The organism is Paenibacillus sp. Marseille-Q9583 (assembly GCF_976954365.1).
Genome location: NZ_CDRJTB010000030.1, coordinates 20799 through 40617 on the forward strand (window position 1 = coordinate 20799; position 19819 = coordinate 40617).

The 19819-nt window shown below is 42.2% G+C and carries 18 protein-coding genes; 16 read left to right on the plus strand and 2 right to left on the minus strand.

Going from position 1 to position 19819, the window contains the following annotated elements; genetic code table 11:
* Window positions 1–8 precede the first annotated feature (8 nt).
* The 14 genes from purU (at window position 9) to ACWNM1_RS15295 (ending at window position 15285) form a co-directional block, all read left to right on the plus strand.
* Entirely contained in the window at window positions 9–908 is a 900-nt protein-coding gene (gene purU / locus ACWNM1_RS15230) for a formyltetrahydrofolate deformylase (protein WP_449601581.1), read from the plus strand.
* A 178-nt stretch (window positions 909–1086) separates the two neighbouring features.
* Entirely contained in the window at window positions 1087–1827 is a 741-nt protein-coding gene (locus ACWNM1_RS15235; protein WP_449601582.1) for an SAF domain-containing protein, read from the plus strand.
* Between the two features lie 12 nt (window positions 1828–1839).
* Window positions 1840–2904 (plus strand): hypothetical protein, encoded by a 1065-nt coding sequence (locus ACWNM1_RS15240; protein ID WP_449601583.1) that lies wholly within the window; start codon window positions 1840–1842, stop codon window positions 2902–2904.
* On the plus strand, window positions 2901–4346 hold the full coding sequence (locus ACWNM1_RS15245; protein ID WP_449601585.1) for a hypothetical protein: 1446 nt from the start codon (window positions 2901–2903) through the stop codon (window positions 4344–4346). The genes ACWNM1_RS15240 and ACWNM1_RS15245 overlap by 4 nt, the downstream gene beginning before the upstream one ends.
* 12 nt (window positions 4347–4358) lie before the next feature.
* The gene (locus ACWNM1_RS15250) at window positions 4359–5408 is read left to right on the plus strand and encodes a hypothetical protein (RefSeq protein WP_449601586.1); all 1050 of its coding nucleotides are present in this window, start codon (window positions 4359–4361) and stop codon (window positions 5406–5408) included.
* Between the two features lie 10 nt (window positions 5409–5418).
* Window positions 5419–6288, plus strand: coding sequence for a hypothetical protein (locus ACWNM1_RS15255; RefSeq protein WP_449601587.1), 870 nt, complete (start codon window positions 5419–5421; stop codon window positions 6286–6288).
* Window positions 6289–6344: 56 nt separating this feature from the next.
* Entirely contained in the window at window positions 6345–6554 is a 210-nt protein-coding gene (locus ACWNM1_RS15260) for a hypothetical protein (protein ID WP_449601588.1), read from the plus strand.
* Between the two features lie 7 nt (window positions 6555–6561).
* Window positions 6562–6705, plus strand: coding sequence for a hypothetical protein (locus ACWNM1_RS15265; protein WP_449601590.1), 144 nt, complete (start codon window positions 6562–6564; stop codon window positions 6703–6705).
* A gap of 15 nt (window positions 6706–6720) precedes the next feature.
* Window positions 6721–7101, plus strand: a complete 381-nt coding sequence (locus tag ACWNM1_RS15270; RefSeq protein ID WP_449601591.1) for a hypothetical protein — start codon at window positions 6721–6723, stop codon at window positions 7099–7101.
* Between the two features lie 20 nt (window positions 7102–7121).
* Window positions 7122–7619: a hypothetical protein gene (locus tag ACWNM1_RS15275; protein ID WP_449601592.1), complete on the plus strand. Its 498-nt coding sequence runs from the start codon at window positions 7122–7124 to the stop codon at window positions 7617–7619.
* Between the two features lie 34 nt (window positions 7620–7653).
* Window positions 7654–8301 carry a hypothetical protein gene (locus ACWNM1_RS15280; protein ID WP_449601594.1) on the plus strand — a complete coding sequence of 216 codons (648 nt, stop codon included), beginning with the start codon at window positions 7654–7656 and terminating at the stop codon, window positions 8299–8301.
* A 5-nt stretch (window positions 8302–8306) separates the two neighbouring features.
* Window positions 8307–10571 carry a PKD domain-containing protein gene (locus ACWNM1_RS15285; protein WP_449601595.1) on the plus strand — a complete coding sequence of 755 codons (2265 nt, stop codon included), beginning with the start codon at window positions 8307–8309 and terminating at the stop codon, window positions 10569–10571.
* A gap of 13 nt (window positions 10572–10584) precedes the next feature.
* Window positions 10585–14412, plus strand: coding sequence for a hypothetical protein (locus ACWNM1_RS15290; protein WP_449601597.1), 3828 nt, complete (start codon window positions 10585–10587; stop codon window positions 14410–14412).
* A 93-nt stretch (window positions 14413–14505) separates the two neighbouring features.
* Window positions 14506–15285, plus strand: a complete 780-nt coding sequence (locus tag ACWNM1_RS15295; protein WP_449601599.1) for a GNAT family N-acetyltransferase — start codon at window positions 14506–14508, stop codon at window positions 15283–15285.
* Window positions 15286–15351: 66 nt separating this feature from the next.
* Here ACWNM1_RS15295 and ACWNM1_RS15300 read toward each other — a convergent pair whose 3' ends face one another.
* The gene (locus ACWNM1_RS15300) at window positions 15352–15984 is read right to left on the minus strand and encodes a hypothetical protein (protein WP_449601601.1); all 633 of its coding nucleotides are present in this window, start codon (window positions 15982–15984) and stop codon (window positions 15352–15354) included.
* Between the two features lie 302 nt (window positions 15985–16286).
* Here ACWNM1_RS15300 and tkt point away from each other — a divergent pair, with 302 nt between their 5' ends.
* On the plus strand, window positions 16287–18329 hold the full coding sequence (tkt, locus tag ACWNM1_RS15305) for a transketolase (protein ID WP_042185576.1): 2043 nt from the start codon (window positions 16287–16289) through the stop codon (window positions 18327–18329).
* 33 nt (window positions 18330–18362) lie between these two features.
* Window positions 18363–18680, plus strand: a complete 318-nt coding sequence (ppnP, locus tag ACWNM1_RS15310) for a pyrimidine/purine nucleoside phosphorylase (protein ID WP_042185578.1) — start codon at window positions 18363–18365, stop codon at window positions 18678–18680.
* A gap of 180 nt (window positions 18681–18860) precedes the next feature.
* Here ppnP and ACWNM1_RS15315 read toward each other — a convergent pair whose 3' ends face one another.
* Window positions 18861–19760: an NAD(P)-dependent oxidoreductase gene (locus ACWNM1_RS15315; RefSeq protein ID WP_449601604.1), complete on the minus strand. Its 900-nt coding sequence runs from the start codon at window positions 19758–19760 to the stop codon at window positions 18861–18863.
* Window positions 19761–19819: the final 59 nt, after the last annotated feature.

Sequence of the window (19819 nt, forward strand, 5' to 3'; positions counted from 1 at the left end):
TGAGGATCATGGAATTACACGTAAAAAGAAACAATTCGTCAGGTGTTGAGTCTTATTCCAACCGGGCGCGTATGCTCATTTCTTGTCCTGACGGACCGGGAATCGTGGCGGCTGTATCACACTTTCTGTATCAGCATGGCGCGAATATTGTGCAATCGGATCAGTACACAATGGATCCAGATGGCGGAATGTTCTTCATGAGAGTTGAGTTTGACCTTCCAGAATTAGGAGATCGTCTGGAAGAGATACGTTCTTTGTTCGGCGGGGTGGCTGAACGTTTCAAGATGAACTGGAAAATTTTCAATGTTCGTCATAAGAAAAAATTAGCTATATTTGTCTCTAAAGAAGACCATTGTCTTGTGGAGCTACTCTGGCAGTGGCAAGCTGGTGATCTAGAAGCCGACATCGCTCTCGTCGTTAGCAACCATTTAGATATGAAATCGTATGTCGAATCCTTCGGCATTCCTTTTCACCATATTCCAGTTACAGCGGATACTAAGGCTGAGGCGGAAAAACGTCAGCTTGAGGTCATCGGAGACGACATTGATGTTATAATTCTGGCTCGGTATATGCAGATTATCTCACCGTCGTTTATTGAGCACTATCGCCACCAAATTATTAATATTCATCACTCCTTCCTGCCAGCCTTTGTTGGCGGTAATCCTTACGCTCAAGCGTACCAACGCGGGGTAAAGATTATCGGAGCAACTGCTCACTATGTTACAGAAGAGCTTGATGGTGGCCCGATTATTGAACAGGATGTACAGCGGGTTAGCCACGGTGATGATGTCATCGAGCTGAAGCGGATTGGACGCACCATTGAGCGGGTTGTTCTGGCTCGTGCGGTGAAGTGGCATATCGAAGATCGGATCCTCGTCCATCAAAATAAGACCGTAGTGTTTAAGTAAAAGGTTGTTTTCCGGTGAGAGCCTATGGTATGAACCTGAGCGCTTTTACCGGAACTCTATAATCTAATAGCTCTCTAAATCTCTACAGGTAAAAAAGAATTTTACCAGCAGCTTGGCTATTTACGCCTAGTTGCTTTTTGTCGTTTTTCAAAACTGTGTTTTTGAGGAGGTGGAAGGCTTGGCTTTACAGCGTAGGCAACTGTTGAAACGCAATTATTTCTTCGCAAGTCTCATTTTGATTACTGGAGTCGGCGGATTGCTAGGCTATGATCTCTATTTCAAGCCCTACGTACTATCCCAAACTGTGGTCAAAATCAAGGTGGAAGGCGGGGAGCTTCTTCCAAAAAACTATGAGCTGAAAGCAAGTGATTTATATCTGGATTCTGTTCAGACCAAGGATATACCTTCAGGTGTAATTACAGAAATCGCACAAGTGGAGCACAAAATTACGAATGTAAATCTGACCAACGGAAGTATTTTGACGGCATCCTTAGTGGATGTTAGTGATTTAGAACCCCTCAAAGATGAAGGGATTTTTCCTATACCAAAGGAAGCGATCTATGCCATCAATGGTTCACTGCGCAGCCGGGATAAGGTAGATATTTATCTTGTTGATGGAGACCGGGAGAGGAGGAGTGAATCGCTTAGCCCAAACAAGAAGGAAGAGGAGGAACTGATCGTGCAGAGCTCAATTAGTGAACCTGCAAAGGAGGTGTTTATATCTGGAGTCACCGTGAATTATGTGCGAACCGAAGACAATAATGATGTGCTGGATTCAGAAAAGGGAAACAACAATAATCGGTTCACTTCGACTGGCAAGGTGGCGACACCAGAATTGAAGTTGAAGAAAAGTGATGGCGAGCGGCTCGGACAATTTTTGGAGCAGGGAAAGAAGCTGTGGATCGTACGGGTCGAGTAGGAGGGAAGAGTCTTGAAAATATTTAGTCTAGGCATAGATCAGTTAACCATTAATGATATCAAAAATGCAGGATTCATTGTAATTACACAAAGTGTACTTCCTGATCCATCTCATGCAGGAGGGCATATGCTCATGGTTACCAGTGACCAGATTCAAGCTCAGTCACTTAGCGAACTGCGCCGGAATTATCCGAGCTCAACGATCCTATATGTATATTTGCAAAAGGGAATCAGTGGTTACCAAGCTGTACATATGCTGTGTGAAAGCTTAGGGATCTATTTTATCCCTCCTCGTTCTACCTCGTCAGTGGTGATAGAGAAGATTCGCTTTATTCTAGACGAGGATGGGGAGGAACGAAGTAATCTGGTTGGTTTTTTTGGATCTGGTCCGGGGATCGGCTGCACTAGTGTAGCCAAACTGTTCGCAAGACGAATTGCCGCGGCAGGCTTTCGTGTTATTGTCCTTGGACTTGATTTATATGATCCCGGCTATGACCGCAAAGCTACCATTAGTCTGGATAGGCTTCGATCAAGGCTAACAGGAAAGATGATTCATGATGAGGATTTTGAGCAATTGATTAAGCAAGATGGTTACTCGTATCTCCCAGGAAATTACGATTACTTGAGTGCACAAGATTATCTGGAGGATGAGATTGAATATTTTTTGGCTAGGGCTGGGGCAAATGCAGATGTGGTTATTGCTGACTTCGGCTCTATTCCGGAAAGTGCTGCATGGTATGTCGGAATGCACAAATCGGCACTGCGTATGATTGTCACTCATCCAAAGCATGAATACAGACTCGAACCTCTACTAGAGCTTGCTGGGCATATGGATCTACGTCCACATGATTTTCAACTAATTATTAACCGCAATAATGTGGAGGAAATATCTTCTCCTAAAAATCTAGCGCTTCGCTTTGGGACTGAAATCTTGCTGGAGCTACCGTATTACCAGCCCTTACAGGAAAGCTTACCACTAGGCAAAAAAGAGCTGCAGCATGTGGATGATAAAGTACATTCTCTGCTCGTGTCCATGAGCCTGGCGCCAGAAGCTAAAAAGAAAGGTATATTCCTATGAATGGAAATCAGCTGAATAGTCCGTTGTTCTCTCTAAAACAAAGTATCCTACGCATGAGCAAACCAGGCAAGGAAGACTTTTATGCATTTTTGCAAAAGATGAAAAACGATATGAACGAAGGGCTGGAACGTGAGGATGATGCATACTTCGAGTTAAATGCGAAGGCGCTAATTGGCGATCCACAGGCGGTTAGTTTTTTTATGAATGAGATAGAGAAATACTTACGGAAGACACCCTTTACGGGCAAGGTTCCAGAGGCATATCGAACGGTTGCAGAAGCGCTCTATCATGAATGGAAGGGTTTTGGTCCGGCGTATCGTTGGTTTACGGATCGTGCATACAGTGAATCAACCGGGCTACAAATGATCGGAAAGCAGATCTTTTATAACCAGAAAGGTGAGTTTGTAGCTTATCCATATGAGATGCCTTCATTAGATCGGGTTGAACAGTTAAAGCGCTCCTTATTAAAAAGTGATCCCAACAAAAAGCTGAACAAGGACAACCCTTCAGTGGAGTTTAAAATGGATGACCCGCTCTGGCCTGGTCGATTTATTAGGCTTGCCATTTGGGTATCCCCGAGAGTATGGGATGGCTTCACCACAATATCGTTACGGCGGCAGGTTGTAGAGTTTCTGAGTCTAGAAGATCAGGCGGGTACGGAATGTATTCCTGCGGAAGCGGTTGGAATGATTCGGGCGTTATCATCTACCTTTCGCAATACCATTATTGCGGGCGCTGTAGGCTCGGGAAAAACAACCTTTGCAAATACGATCGTCGGCGAGCAACTGCTCGGATCTTCATCCTGTATGGGTGTAGTGATGATAGAGAAGCATCCGGAGTCGATTTTACCTTACCAGATTAAAGGGCACCGAATTATTCCAATCCAGGCTGCGAATGAGGAATTGATGGAGGTAGGGGTAGAGTCACTGCGGCATGACCCAAACATTTTGTATATGACGGAAATGCGGTATAACGAATGGGAATTTTATCTGTGGAGTGGGGAAAAAGGGTATGACGGCATCACCGGAACCTTCCACACCGTTGATTCGGAGGATATTCCTTATCAAGGCGCTTTTGCCGTGTCGACAAGGATTGGCGGGAGCCTTAAGGGGCATTTGATCTCTGCACTGAAATCATGCGAGCTGGTCTTTATTTTGGAAAGTGTTCCGAACGGGAAGAAGCGGTTAACGCGAATATCGGAAGTCTTTTATGACGAGGAGAAGAACTCTGTATTTGCGAATGATCTGATGCGCTGGGAACCCCAGAAGATGTGTTGGTCCTATAATGACAAGCTGACGAAGAACCTGATTCTGAAAATGACTAGGAAAAATGAGCAGGCAACACAGTTGCTCCAGAAAGAGCTGGGACGGCTTGCAGCAGCAAAACCAATGGATCAGCCTATCAAAGAAAGCTTGAAATCTAAGATCATTCTTAACGAGTGAGGAGGTGAAACCGTGGATTTATTATTGTATATTCTTCGTTTTATCCTTCATTTGTTAATTGTATGGGGAATTTGGCTGCTCATTAAACCGCTAATCGAACGGCATTTACGACAGGTAGGTCAGAAATTCGATTTTCGTATCAAACATAAAATGAGTATTTTTGGCAAGAGAGTTAGCTCGGTGAAAAAAAGGCTGTGGCTCTACCGTCATCTAGATAATCTTTTATATTTCGTACACCAAAAGTATGAGCCGGGAATTAGCGTTATGCGTTTTGTCATGCGTACAGCAATAGTGTTTATCGCGGTTTTTCTATCAGGACTACTAACGCTAAGCGAGCTTCCTGGGCAACTGAGCTTTAACAATCCTTTTCTGGAGGGGATAACTTTTAATGAAGGGCGTTCGATTCAGGGGGCTTGGAGATTTCCACTTTTTATGGCTGTGATTTTTGCGACGATTCCTTATTTTCGTATGAGATACATCTACGCACAGAGGAAGGTGCATGGAAGCTATGATTTACTCGATGTCGTCAAAATCTCCACCAAATTCACTCACTTGTCGGTAGATTCTGTTCTCGATCGGACAGCGGATTTTCTTACGGATAAGAATGTGCTGAAGGGTCCCTTGAAGCTGCTAGGGGCTGCATTTTCCAATTACAGTAATGAGAAGGAGCTTGTTGAGGAAGCCGGGAGATTTTCTAATGCGATTGGCACTACCTTCGCCCTAGAATTTATATCGGATCTGCTCTATGCGGAGAAGGAAGGGACCCGTTATTTAAAAAGCTCGCTGATGCTGTTAAACCGTTCTATGGAGCAACAGAGGGAAACGATTTTGACTGTAAAAGCGGGAAGTAGAGATGCGATTAGCCTTGGTTTATACGGGAATCTTTTGGTGCTGGTATCAACGGTTGGAACTTTTATGTACATGCTGAAGCCTGATATCTACTTCCAATTGCAGTTTGAGACTACAGTAGGACTTTCTTTTTTGATGGTGATCGTCTCCGGTCTTTTTATTTCTTTTGTGATCAGCACTATTCTCGCCAGACCTAAACTGGACTACCACTAAGGTGATGACTATGGACAGATTGTTACTATTAATTACTGTAATAGGGATTGTATATGTCGCATTACTTGTCTTTGTAAGCAGTAGTAGTAAACAGGAAAGATATCTTGTCCGTTTAGGACTACGGTGGAATGAGCTTGGGGAACGGGTGCATGGTGATAGACTTCAGCAATTATTGAATGATTCTGGTTTATCGATTGTGGCTCGTAAAGTTACGCTTTTCCGTTACTCTGCTGCGCTGATTTATTTAATAACTCAAGTCGTCAGTGATTTCATTCGTTCTAATTCTTTTTCTATCTATGACCCTCTAATTGCTCTACTTATTCTCGTAATCAGCAGTCCGATGCGCTACCTTCCGTTTGGCTGGGTGCTTGCATGGCTTCATCAAAAAACGGTTATTAAAAAAGACGGTGAGCTGATCTCTTTCATCCGTCTATACGAGAATAATCGGCTACGCAAGCGCGGATATGCGCAATTTGGCACTTTTTGTGGGAGTACGGCTGGACATTTTCAATATATACGTCAGGACTTGTACGAGTTGTCAGAACGAGCAGTAGATGAGGGTGTGGAGGGGGCGATTGAATGGTTTTGTGCAAAGTTTCCGGATAATCATAGTTTTATTAATGACATTCGGTCCATTTTGCTGGCTACTGAGGGTATGGACGACGACACAGAAGCGGCGAATTATTTGCGTGAGCAAGGTAAGATTATCTCCAAAATCTCCAGTGATCAGTATTTGAAAAAGTGGTCTTTTATCGGTGATCTATCTACGATCATTAATGTTATCCCATCGATTGCTACTTTTTTGATGATCGTCGCGATGGCGATGCAGTACATTTTACTGATCAAAGGGAATTTTAATGGGGTCGGCATGTTCCAGTGAAAAATTGTATATTCAATATTATTTAAAAAATATAAAATAAAAGGGAGATTTTAACAATGAAAAAGGACGCTATTTCTACAGGTTTGTTTATTGCTATCGGATTTTTGTGTGTGGCCATCGTAATCGCTGTTTTGATTCCTGTAGTTCGAGAGGTCATTGATGCTACGGATGATAATAAACCGACGATTCCGGGTGTGACATTTATTCAACCGCTGGATTCCAACCAAACTGCAACTACTCGGGTCTTAACCCACACTTCGGTTTAACTCGATTATGAAAAAAGACTCTATCTCCATTGCAATGTTTCTGTCCATTGGTTTTGTGATCGCAGGGATGTTTATCACAGTAGCTACGCAAATCATTGGCAGCAGTCAGGACGATATCATCACACATACTAAGCAAGTAGAGCAATATTAGAAGGAGGCGTTTCTATTGAAGGAGACCGTCCTCCGGGCATTATTCATGTGGCTTGTCCTGTTTATTATCCTGCAGCCCATATTCACCTATATTGATTATTTGCTAGATTTACAGGTCAAAGCTAATACGTCCTACATCACACAAAAAGCTGCAACGGAGGGGATGGTCACAGCGTCTATGCGGAACGAAGTGATTTCAAATCTGAAGGCGATTGGGTTCTCAGAGGGTTCTATAGAAATTACGAGCAGTACAGATACCATTCAAGAACGTAAACAACGAATTGATGTGTATGTAACTGCGCCGCGGATAAATTTGTTTCCGTATAACTTTTCCGAGGTTTCGCAGCCGACCCGATATTATGGACATGGGTCAATTATGAGTGAATATCTCGATTGATTAAGGGATGAGCCTAATTTATGGATTACATTATTAAGCTGGCATTTGTCCTACTGATCTTTATCTACTCCTGGTTCTTTCAGATCCAGAATCAGGAGTGGGACATGCTGCGCAGCATGCTAAAAGATGCAAACAATATCGCTGTTCACGATGCCGCGCAGGAATTAGATGAAACTGAACTCACACAAGGTCGTCTAATTATCGATCCCGCGCTTGCTTACGATACTTTTCAGCATGCCTTGCAGGCGAATCTTGGGCTTGATAACGGCCTTTCTCCCCAAGTAGGCAGCCGTTTTAAGAATCAAGTAAAGATCGTGAAGTTTGATATTGTTGATGATTCCGATGGAGTAACTTTTCCGCTTTTATACGAGGATAGTGAATATGGCATTACCAAATACATAGAGGGTCCCTCGGTTATTGCCGTCATTGAGACGGAACATCCGCTGCTGATCTCCAGAGCCAAAACACAAGAGCCAATCAGAGTACCAGCAGTTCAGGAGTATAAGTTCAATAAGTAGGAAAAATCCAATTGAGACTAGGGAGAGATTTGGGATGAAGAAGAGAGCTGTAGGGGCGACTTTGGTAGCGGCAATGTTATTTAGTGTGGTTTTGGGGCAGGGAGTTCTTGCAAAAGCAGAAACGGTTACACCAGTAGTTACGGTAAAACCAACAGCGACCGTGAAACCTACAGCAACGCCAGCACCTATTATGAGGGATAATTTGTTTAAATTTGGGCTGAAAAAAGAAGTGGATCTTCCAGTAACAATCAGCGCTGGAGGATTAACGTACACGTTGGAGAAGCTGATGTTTTACGATGTAAAGTCTAAAGAAGCACAATCTCTAATGAAGCTGTATGATTACTCTGATAATATTTATAAATCACCTACTAAATATATGATTTGGACTAAACTCACCATTGAAAATAAGGGGAGTAAAGTCATTCAAGTAGGTGCGGTAGATTTGAATGAAAAATGGCATCTTAAAGTGGATAGTGTTAATCTTCTTGCACCAACTCCAGGAAAAACAATGTTAGAGTTGAACAATAAGGAAGCATTGTGGAATTGGGTGTTGAAACCGGGTGAAAAATTGTCTAGTTATCAAATGTATGGGTACTTTAAAAACCCTTCGGTTATTTCTATATATGCTAGTTTTGGTGGGGGTTTTGAAGAAAAATATATTGTTAAACGTCCAGGAGAATAATATTTATGAAAAAAATCTGGATAGTTCTGCTTACAGTTATATTAATTTTTGTATATATCCCACAGAATATTAAGGCAGCTAATTCGCAAAATAAAACAGTGTCAATACCTTCAGAAATTCTAAGTGGGTCTGTAAATGCCCAAAAATCTTACTACTTAGATCTTCCAAGTGGAGTATCCAGTTCGGCAATTGATGTCTCTTCTCTTAAATATAATGGGACCAATCAAAAGGTTGCTCTGACAATGGAGAATGGGAAAATAAAGGTTACTTTAAAGGGCGTAGAAGCAAAGCAACGAATAGATAATGTGCTCGGTTATCACGGCTCATTTGAAACCCTTTTTGTAACAATTCCCGGTAATTCTATTTGGCGATATTCAGACGGAGTAAGATGGCAGATAAATGAATGGGACCCATACATTAATGGTCAAAAACATTATGATAAAAATGGACAAGGTAGTGGTACACCTAGAAATGATCCACCTGATATGACAGTGGTGACTCAATCTGCAGTATCACGTTCGGGAATTAAATGGTACGACAAAAACGTAAATTCGGTAATTGATTCGTCTCAGATCATAGAGTCAACTGTCCAATTAGTTGTACCTAAAGAATCGCTTTCAACAACCTATGTTAATCATAATGTTGTAAATGGGAATCAATTTATTATTTATTATAAAACTAACGCAGCTTTAAGAAATTATGCTCCTGAACAATTAAGTTCAAATTTTGATCCAAGTGGTCATGCGCTGGGGAGACGTTATAAAACAGACTTAAGCTACTTTTTTACAGGTTCGGCTAATGTGACTACGTATAAGTATAGTGGAAACGTCTCCTTCGATTACACTCTCCCTACAGAACCTACCCTTACCGGTACGGTAACTCTAAATAAACCTAATCCCAATCCAACAAAATTGGGAGATAAAGATGAACCCGTACAAATTTCATTAATGGGGCAGCTGCAAGGCTACAATGATGCTTCAAACATTGATGAGTGGGTGTTCTATGCTAAAGAGAAAGACAGGAACAACACACTCAAAACGAAAAAGGAATCTGCAAAGACATTTAACGTAAGCACTTTATTTGATTTTGCGATCAAAAAGTCGAGTGTAACGGGCGAACATTTTACTCAGGAATATGCTTTAACCGTTCTCGTCCGCTTTAAAAAGCCAATTGTCACAAAGAGTGGAACCATTACCTCTCTGGAACAGCCTCTACAGATTTCAGCAGGTGTTTATAAAAACAATCCTCAAGTTACTTTCCCGCCACCTCCGACCAAGCCAGCAGAACCTGAAGGAAAGCCACCTATTGCAAGAATATCAACAGCTAGATACATAAAAGCAGGGTCTGATATGCTCGTTAGTGGAAATGCTTCCTATGATCCGGATGGATATATCACTGATTATGCTTGGAGCACATCTGGAGCGCAGGGAGAAATCGGAAATGTCCCAAGTGGGTATGTCTGGTATACCATAGAGCAAGTTGGAGAGACATTTCCTATAGCTCTCACAGTCGTTGACAATGATGGACAAATAGGTAGTACAAGCACAGAAGTTACCGTCATTGAGCCGAAGCCAGCAGCAATTATAAATATAGAAGGAATACTTAAACAAAATCGTAAAACGACATTGTTCAATAGAAGCCAGAGTCCAACACGCTTTCCGTTAATACCATCGAAAACACGAGTTACCATCACTGCTGTATCTGGTGGTACGAACGCAGATATTAAATATAGTGGTACATTATCTGAACTTGAAAGCAAAGACATCTTATTTAAAAAACCTGGAAAATATAAGGCTACGATTTATGTGGAAAATACGCTTGGGTATTCTGATAGTGATGAGATTACTTTTGATATTATTCCAGATGAAGCGCCGTACAACTATTTTACTCTGCCTGGAGTGGTATATCGAAGTCCTGATTACGGTAATAAAGCGGTGGTTTCATTGGATGATATCTCCTATTCTCCTGATAAAGATGTAGTGGGTCGGAGACTCTGGGAGTATCGCTATGATTCAAATAATGACGGGAGTTTTAGCGGAGAAGCATGGGTGATCTTCAGTAATGAGAACAAAGATCGCTTAAATTTAGAGCTGAGCGAGGTAGGTAAATATGAAGTCCGACTTACTGTGTTTGAAGAGTTTGGTCAACCAACCATTGATGAGTTTGTGACAGAAGCTGATCGGAAATCCACAAATTCAGATGGACAAAAGTTAAGCTCACGGATTGTAGAAGTGAAAAATCGAGCGCCAGAAGTTGATTGGTCCTGGTAGGAGAGGTGCTTAAATGAAAAAGACAAAAGAAATACTTTCACTAGTAATTATAATCACTATCCTATTCGGAGTTTTTCCTAGTCAGGGAGTGTATCTTCAGACAGCAGAGGCTGCGACGGGTGATCCTAATTTCATTACTTATAAAGATATAGATATACCCGCTGAAACTTCGTTTTATGATGCTGGCTGGAATTATGGTACTATGCGTGGGACTATAAATAACCAAAAGCTAACAAATATTAAATTTAATCGTACCACTAAGCAACTTACATTTGACATTAGTTCGGATGCAACATTGACTGTAGGAGTAAACTTGGTTCCTTCACAAAGTGCTCTAGATAGACGTGTCGTTCGAGCGGAGTTATGTGTAGCGGCAATTCCAGAGGGGGCACCATTAGATTTACCAGTCTACCAATATAATTGTCCGAGCCACTGGAGCAATCCAAATACCAATTGGACCCCATTGTACAGGAGCTTTTTTGCTGGACCGTTTGATGATAATAGATTTGATCATACATTTAATCTAGCGACAGATGCTTATTCAAATGTTTTAGGGAATTTAAGTTATGGTGAACTTCCAATAGGATTAGTACTTAACTACGCTGTTGGTGCAGGTCAACAGGATGCATGGGGTGGATTTCATCCAGATAAAGGATATGGAGGGCCGTACATAGGTCATACTTTTCAAAAAGTATTTCCTTTGATACCTAATAGTCCACCTACTATTTCGTTAAATACACCTAATAATCAAGTCCTGCAGAACGAGCCTGGACGCAACACACTTAACATCGAGGGATATGTCCACGATCCAGATAATGATGATCTTATCGTAAGTGCGGAGATACCAAATGTATTTTATAGGAAGACGGTAGTATCTCAAACGAAAGGGTATCAGTATTTCTCTATCCCCGTAGACGCTGTGGCTGATTCGATCCCGCCAGGCGATTATACGATGACTGTAAAAGTAGCGGATCCTTCAAATATGTCGGAATCCGTGAATATGACGTTTAAGGTTACAAACCGACTGAAGCGAAACGCTTTTGTTCTCGTTAATAGTCCTATAGAGAATAGCGGCACCACCTACGAAGATTATGAGTGGGATGCTAAGTACGCTGATCGAGTGAGATATGATCATGATCCGAATTACTTTGATAACGCAATGGGGATTATAGGGGATTCGGGACTATGGAGGACGAGCCTTTACACTTCATTTCCATATACCGGACAATATGTAGTGAGTTATCAAGCTAAGGATATCCCGAAACAGGATGCTCGCTTTGCTGAATATCAGATGTGGAGTAAAGATGCCGCATCTACGATGAGCTTTAAAGTCCATCGCAAGCCAATAGCGCTTTTTTCAGCCAGGCTTATCAATGGAAATGTTCAATTAATAGATTCGTCCTACGATTTAGATCATATTACAAGTTCTGATAAAGGGATTATGCAGTGGCAATGGCAATATAAAAAGACCGTTGATGAGATGTGGATCGACGGGCAGCCACCTGGGGGAGTTTTTGAAAAGGACAGTTACGACATACGTTTAAGAGTCCGTGATGTGGATGGAGATAATGGAATCGGTGTATGGAGTGATTGGTGTCAACGGACTGTGGGGAATGCTGCTGTTAATCTACCACCGGTTGCGCTATTTACCGTTGATCCGAATATCGTTTCCTATCGTAAATCTACGACCATTACAGACAAATCTTTCGATCCAAATAATGATCCATTAGATGTATACTACTGGACTGTAATCAAAGACGGATGGAATAAAGTATGGGAACATTGGGGTGGAGCAACAACACCGCCGAATATCGCATCATTCGGTGAAGGGAATTATCAACTCAATCTACAAGTCCATGATAACCGTGGCTTGTGGTCAGATTGGTACAGTCAAAATGTACAGGTAGTCAATCATCCACCGGCTGCAGCATTTACAATGCCTAACGAAATATACCGCGATACGATCATAACAATGGATAACTTAACACCAGATCCGGATGAAGATGGAGATGTTTTATCTTATGCCTGGAATGCAAAATTTAATGATTCTCCTTACTACTGGGCAGGAAACAACCGTTATCAATCTATGACCATTCGTGATCTTATTAATCGTAACGGTATCTCACATAAAAAGGCCATTTCTGATGGCTGGGAAATGCAGCTCACAGCCTCTGATGGAAAGTTAAGCTCTTATGCTACGCGTACATTTATGGTTAAGAATCATGTTCCTGTTGCTAAGATTAACGGACCTTCATCCGTAAATCAGTATGATACGAAACAATATACTTCAGGGGATATCGATGAGGATACATCAGATCAAGGCTCATTAGAATACTACTGGAAAGTAACGAACAGTGCGGGTGAAGTAAAATCATATCTTACTCGGGATATTACGCTTACCTTCTCAGATCCAGGGGTATATACGCTAGAACATTGGGCAATCGATCAGATAGGAGATAAGTCGAATATCGCTGGATTGCAAGTCCAAGTGAAAGAGAATTTGGCACCTTCTATGACTTTAACTAGCCCTACAGGTACAGCAACAAACCCATCTGTGATTGATTCGGAACAAGGCGATCCATTAATTAAATGGACTTACTCAGATCCAGAAAATGATTCACAAGAGAAATACAGGTTAGAGTTCTTTACAAAGGATGGTCTATTGGTCTCTACGATAGAAAATCCGGATCCTTCAGGATTGCTCAGACAATATCAAATCCCAAATCATACATTTGAACGGTTTGAATACTTTACAGTGCAAGGTCGGGCGTACTCCAAATTTTCATGGTCAGATGTATCAAATGAAAAAACATTCATCATCGATAACGCACCTAAGCCGGGATTCACTCTGATCACAGATACTGGTAAAGATGCGACTAAGGTACCGATCTACCGGACGGACATTCTGACCATTAAGAGTACCGCCTCTGATTTGGACGAACCAAAAGGAGATACCATCAGCTACAAGTATTACTTAAAGTCAACAAGTGGTACAGAAGCCCTTGCAAGCGTCCAAAAGGACTTCACGAAGCAGTTTAGTAGTAACGGTGTCTTTACCTTTAGACAAATCGTTACAGATTCATTGGGTCTGCAACGTGAGCTTTCTCAGAACATCACAGTAGTCAACCGGATACCGACGACTACAATAACGTACCCAACCAGTGTTGATCCATCCAACCCAACAATTGCAAGTACACTCACACCGATCATTAAATGGGATTATCAAGATGAGGATGGAGATCTGCAGCAACGTTATAAGGTGCGAATTATTAACTTGGCCACCGGTGCAATCAAGGTACAATCTGCTGAACAAGTTTCAAGCGCAAAACAATGGCAGATTCCAGCTGGTACACTGACTGAGAACGAGAAGTATGCCGTTGAGGTTGAAGTTTTTGACGGATTCAGCTGGAGTAATGTTTCTGCACGAAAATACTTCATGGTGAACCTATTAAGTATAAAAGGTGCAGTGAAGCATACCGAGGAGTGGAACAATAACCGCAAAGCGTACAATCTGAAAAAGAGTGGTAATGAAGAAAGTCCAAGAGGCTACAACGTGTTCTGGGCAGGAGAACGTTTTGTTCTGCAAGGTACAGCAACAGGTCTCCCTGATACTGTGCAAGTAACCATGAACGGAGGGTTCACTACGCAGCTCAGCCCAACTAATGATGATAAAACCTTCTGGACAGGTGAAATGTACGATAGCTCTTTTGAAAATCTACTAGATGGCCCTGTTACTTTTACCTTTACGGCTCAGAATGCGTACAACACCAAAACGGATACAGTTACCGTTGTTATATCATCGGATTGGTCGGAGTATTTCCAGAGTCATCGAATTAAGTAGAGTAGGAGTCTATATCGCCTATCTTTTTTGCGTGACTTCACAGGATCATGTTAATGTTGAAGCATTGTATCATACATTGATAGGGGTAGGGACATGATTCGAGAGTTAACACCAGCGGAAATGAAATCAATCTTGAGTTCAATTAATAGGGAACAACATTTTTTATACTATTCATACCTTACAGCTCGTAAGCATAATTCGGTACACTTTGGACATTTTACTGACCAGGGAGAATTGCTCGGCGTATTGGCCTTTTTAAGAGGGCTTCCATTCTATGCTTTTTCCGTATTCCCTGTGGAGAAGTCATTTTGTCTCCGGTCCGTGCTTTCATTTATGAAAGCACAACTGAATTTACCTGACGATGTTGTTGGTAATGTAATCGTGAATGAAGAAGTTATGGCTGTACTCGCTTCACAGCTTGAACTTGTTAAGTCTCCCAAGAAATTGCTTCTAATGAAGCATATCCATCAAGAAGCGTTACCACCGGTGGATACAAGTGTTTTACATTTGGGCCCCTCTAATTTTGAGCTTATTGAGTCGAAAATGGCCGATTTAGATACAATGGCGTTCTCAAAAGAAGAATTACAGTATCCGTTCTATGGTGTGATGGAACAACATGAGCTGATTGCGGTAGGTGGATACCATATTTATAGCGAAGATTACGTTGAATTGGGGAACATCGGAACGGATGTAAGATGGAGAAGGCAAGGCTACGGGAAAAAGATCTGTGCTGAGCTCACCAGAGCGGGGGGAAGGGTTACCTCTAACGTGTATTTGAATGTCCTTGAGGAAAATGTAGGCGCAATTTCTCTATATCAATCCATCGGTTATGAGCTTATGTGCAAACAGTACATGGTTGAGTTTGTTGTTTGATGGTTAATGAAAAAGGACTAAGCAGATTTAAATCCGCTTAGTCCTTTTTCACAAGCATAGAACCTTTTATACGACCCCTTCAGTCCGGTCTTCATTCATTCGCATCATTCGTGCGGTAACCGAAGTAGTATGTAATGGTAAAGAGGATGGGCGCGCAGAGGCTCTCTGAGCTCTACGTAAATAATAGGATAGCTTGCCAGTAAAAATCTTATGTGCACAGAGTGAAAGCGCGAAATCTTCCGGTGTAACGAAGCAGGAAGGCTTATTCACAGGCTGAACTGCAGTTTCTTCAAATAAAGAGGCAACGAAATGGGAACAAAAATAAGCATTTTCTCTATCGATTTTAATATTCAGAAGCACACCGATTAATCCTAAAAGATGGTATTTATAACGCTCTTGATTTTGCATCATCCCTTGGACGTGATTGTACATCGTATCGTATTCCTCAGCGCTAACACGCAACTGATAGATGGAACAATTAGCACTGCTATAAAAAGGGTCGATAAAGTTCTCCTGGATTAGTCCTGCCACAAATGGATTGTGCATTTTTTTTCTTCCGAAGCTGTATACCTCCCGCAGTTCACAGTCAAAGGCGATCGAAGCATGATTCAGATCGGCTTTTGTAAACCACTTAATAAAACCACTAAAGGCCGTACCTGTACCGGTAAGCACAATAAAGATGTCCTTATTCGAACTCATGTTCAAAGTTCCTTTCCACTAGGAAATGTTGGGTAATGAATGAAAATTATGCTTAACTAACTCCATCTTACTGTATATTTGAGCATTGTAAAACAATCTTTAGTCGCAATTAAAAACTAGACCATAGACTAGTGCAATTCTGGCTTGTCTCATAGTTCTTGTGTGTATATAAATACGTCGATATTGCAAAAGATAAGCTGTTCAAATAAAGAGTTTTTAAAAACAATTGGAATTGCTTCCACACTAATGATACAATAAGAGTCAAAATGACATTCTTGAGATTTCAGAGGAGGAACTATTAAATGAGTGAACAAGAACAAGCGATTCAAAAGGAAGAAAACTCAACTGTAGATAACCTGTCCATTACAACGATTCGTACTTTGGCGATTGACGCCATTGAAAAAGCAAACTCCGGCCACCCAGGTATGCCAATGGGTTCTGCACCAATGGGCTACCAATTGTTTGCAAAAACAATGAAACATAACCCTGATCATCCAACATGGGTAAACCGTGACCGTTTTGTATTGTCCGCAGGACATGGTTCTATGCTTCTGTACAGCTTGTTGCACCTTAGTGGTTATGATCTTCCTATGGAAGAATTGAAAAATTTCCGTCAATGGGGCAGCTTGACTCCGGGTCACCCAGAAGTAGGTCACACCGCTGGTGTCGATGCAACAACAGGTCCACTTGGACAAGGTATTGGTATGGCTGTTGGTATGGCTATGGCTGAAGCTCAATTGGGAGCTACCTACAACAAAGATGAACATAAAGTGGTTGACCACTATACTTACGCTATTTGTGGTGATGGTGACCTGATGGAAGGGATCTCTTCCGAGTCCGCTTCACTCGCTGGTCATTTGAAACTGGGCAAATTGGTTGTATTGTATGATTCAAATGATATTTCCCTTGATGGTAAATTGAACCTTTCCTTCTCCGAGAACGTGGCTCAACGTTTTGATGCTTATGGTTGGCAAGTACTTCGCGTTGAAGACGGAAATGATCTTCCGGCTATTGCCAAAGCGATTGCTGAAGCTCAAGCTGAGACTAGCAAACCGACTTTGATCGAAGTGAAAACTGTAATTGGTTATGGTAGCCCTAACAAACAAGGTAAAGGCGGCCATGGCGGTACTCACGGTTCCCCACTTGGAGCAGAAGAAGCTAAGCTTACCAAAGATTTCTACAAATGGGTATACGAAGAAGATTTCTATGTACCTGACGAAGTGCGTGCTCATTTTGCAGAAGTGAAGAAAAACGGAATCGCAGCTAACAAAGCTTGGGATGACAAATTTGCAGCTTACAAAAAAGCATATCCAGAGCTTGCTGCACAGTTCGAAACAGTAATCAACGGCGATCTTCCAGAAGGCTGGGATGCTAACCTCCCAACTTACACTACTGAAGATAAGGCAGTATCGACTCGTGTAGCTTCCGGTAGTGCGCTTAACGGTCTGACTGCTGGCGTTCCTCAGCTTGTGGGTGGTTCCGCTGACTTGGAAAGCTCCACTATGACACATTTGAATGGTTTGACATCGTTCACACCAGAATCTTATGATGGCCGCAACATCTACTTCGGCGTACGTGAGTTTGGTATGGCTGCTGCAATGAACGGTATTGCACTGCACACAGGTCTTAAAGTATTCGGAGGAACATTCTTCGTGTTCACAGACTACCTGCGTCCAGCCATCCGTTTGGCTTCGATCATGAAATTGCCAGTAACCTATGTACTGACACATGACAGTATTGCAGTTGGTGAAGATGGTCCTACGCATGAACCAATCGAACAATTGGCTTCCCTGCGTATCATCCCAGGTCTGACTGTTATTCGTCCGGCTGATGCTAACGAAACTTCTGCAGCATGGGCTTATGCTATGGAAAACAAAGAGAATCCAGTTGCTTTGGTTCTGACTCGTCAAAACTTGCCAATTCTTGCTGGAACAGTTGATGGCGTTCGTGAAAACATCAAACGTGGTGGTTATGTTGTTTCTGATTCCAAGAATGGCACTCCACAAGCACAACTGATCGCTACTGGTTCTGAGGTACAATTGGCTGTTAAAGCACAAGCTGCTTTGGCTGAAGAAGGTATCGATGTTCGTGTAATCAGCTTGCCAAGCTGGGATCTGTTCGAAAAACAAGATAAAGAATACCGTGATTCCGTAATTCTTCCAGGCGTTAAGGCTCGTCTTGCAATCGAAATGGCACAAACCTTTGGCTGGGAACGTTACACTGGTGACCAAGGCGATATCCTCGGCATCACTACTTTCGGGGCTTCCGCACCTGGAGACAGAGTAATGAAAGAATACGGCTTTACTGTTGAGAACGTAGTTAGCCGTGTGAAAGCACTTCTGTAATTAACTGAATAATCATTAGGGGGAGAACAAGTAATGAGTCAGTTTAACAACGCAACGATTGAAAAAGCAGCCAATGTATATTATGGCGGACAAGTAACAAGCCGTACGGTAATTTTGCAAGATGGAACTAAGGTCACACTTGGTATCATGTTGCCTGGTGTATATGAATTTGGTACGGATGGACCTGAAATTATGGAGATTCTGTCCGGCGATCTTAAAGTGCTGCTTCCCGGCACTGAGGTATGGCAGGAGATTAAGGGAGCGGCAACGTTCAATGTCCCTGGCAACTCAAAATTTGCGTTGGAAGTATTTGAAGTAACTGATTATTGCTGTTCTTACCCGGTTCTATAAAGATATAACTAAAGGAAGCTCTGCTGAAAAGCAGGGCTTCCTTTTTTTCTTGCACTACAAAGAATAATTTAGTATTATTATTGCAAACAAGTGTTCGTATTTTTAGATTGAAAATTCGTTTAAAAAGACCGCCTCTCACATTGGAAATCATGTGGGAAACGGTCATGAGTAAGTGAAATGTTATTCGGATACAGTAGAACCCATTTTTTGTCCGATCCACTCTTCATAGCATTTCACTACAGCGGAGAGGTCTTCGTCGCCATAGCCTTGGGTAAACCCAGCTTGGAACATGCTTTTAGCTAGTTCCAGCATTGGAGAAGGGACGCCTGTGAAATCGCTGTGGGCGGAGGCTAACTTCAAATCCTTTAACATTAATGCAAGGGAGAACTGATTGCTGAAATCATTTTCTATGATTTTACGGCCTTTAAGCTCTGCTTGTTTGCTACCCGCAGAACCAAGCTGTACTAGTTCAAGGAACTTGTCAGCTGGAACACCTGATTTTACAGCGATAGCGAATCCTTCAGCCAGGGCAACGTTGTGAATGCCGACCATAGCATTATGAGCCAGCTTGGCTACAGCACCACTGCCGTTCTCACCCATATGTATCAGCTTTTTGCCCAAAGTATCGAAGATATCGCGATGCTGTTCTATAACTTCAGCACTGCCGCCAACCATGAACACCAAAGTTCCTTCAATAGCTGCCGGCTTGCTTCCAGTCACTGGCGCGTCAAGGAAATGTCCACCTCGAGCTTCTACAGCAGTGGCAATTTCGTGAACTAGTCCTGGAGAAATTGTGCTGGAATCAATAATTAAGCCGCCTGGCTTAAGTGCATCAAGAATACCATCCTGACCATAAAACACTTCACGAACCGAATCATCATTACTGATCATGGTAATAATAACATCCTTACCTTCAGCGGCGGCACGTGGCGTAAGGGCAGTCAGGGCACCTTCTGCTTCAAGAGGTTTACATTTAGCTGCTGTACGGTTGTACACCGTCACCTGAAAGCCGCCACGAAGCAAGTTGGAAGCCATTGGCGCTCCCATTGTTCCAAGTCCGATAAAACCGATTTGTTTCATTTGTATAGCCACCTTCCGTTTTCTTCATTCTATCACGGCACTTAGGCTAGCACCACAGC

Excerpts from the sequence above, each read along its gene's own strand:
- ACWNM1_RS15300 (WP_449601601.1), bottom strand. The coding sequence starts at position 15,984 with ATGAGTTCGAATAAGGACATCTTTATTGTGCTTACCGGTACAGGTACG.
- ppnP (WP_042185578.1), top strand. The coding sequence starts at position 18,363 with ATGAGTCAGTTTAACAACGCAACGATTGAAAAAGCAGCCAATGTATAT.
- ACWNM1_RS15290 (WP_449601597.1), top strand. The coding sequence starts at position 10,585 with ATGAAAAAGACAAAAGAAATACTTTCACTAGTAATTATAATCACTATC.
- purU (WP_449601581.1), top strand. The coding sequence starts at position 9 with ATGGAATTACACGTAAAAAGAAACAATTCGTCAGGTGTTGAGTCTTAT.
- ACWNM1_RS15265 (WP_449601590.1), top strand. The coding sequence starts at position 6,562 with ATGAAAAAAGACTCTATCTCCATTGCAATGTTTCTGTCCATTGGTTTT.
- ACWNM1_RS15295 (WP_449601599.1), top strand. The coding sequence starts at position 14,506 with ATGATTCGAGAGTTAACACCAGCGGAAATGAAATCAATCTTGAGTTCA.
- ACWNM1_RS15280 (WP_449601594.1), top strand. The coding sequence starts at position 7,654 with ATGAAGAAGAGAGCTGTAGGGGCGACTTTGGTAGCGGCAATGTTATTT.
- tkt (WP_042185576.1), top strand. The coding sequence starts at position 16,287 with ATGAGTGAACAAGAACAAGCGATTCAAAAGGAAGAAAACTCAACTGTA.
- ACWNM1_RS15255 (WP_449601587.1), top strand. The coding sequence starts at position 5,419 with ATGGACAGATTGTTACTATTAATTACTGTAATAGGGATTGTATATGTC.
- ACWNM1_RS15245 (WP_449601585.1), top strand. The coding sequence starts at position 2,901 with ATGAATGGAAATCAGCTGAATAGTCCGTTGTTCTCTCTAAAACAAAGT.
- ACWNM1_RS15285 (WP_449601595.1), top strand. The coding sequence starts at position 8,307 with ATGAAAAAAATCTGGATAGTTCTGCTTACAGTTATATTAATTTTTGTA.
- ACWNM1_RS15275 (WP_449601592.1), top strand. The coding sequence starts at position 7,122 with ATGGATTACATTATTAAGCTGGCATTTGTCCTACTGATCTTTATCTAC.
- ACWNM1_RS15260 (WP_449601588.1), top strand. The coding sequence starts at position 6,345 with ATGAAAAAGGACGCTATTTCTACAGGTTTGTTTATTGCTATCGGATTT.
- ACWNM1_RS15315 (WP_449601604.1), bottom strand. The coding sequence starts at position 19,760 with ATGAAACAAATCGGTTTTATCGGACTTGGAACAATGGGAGCGCCAATG.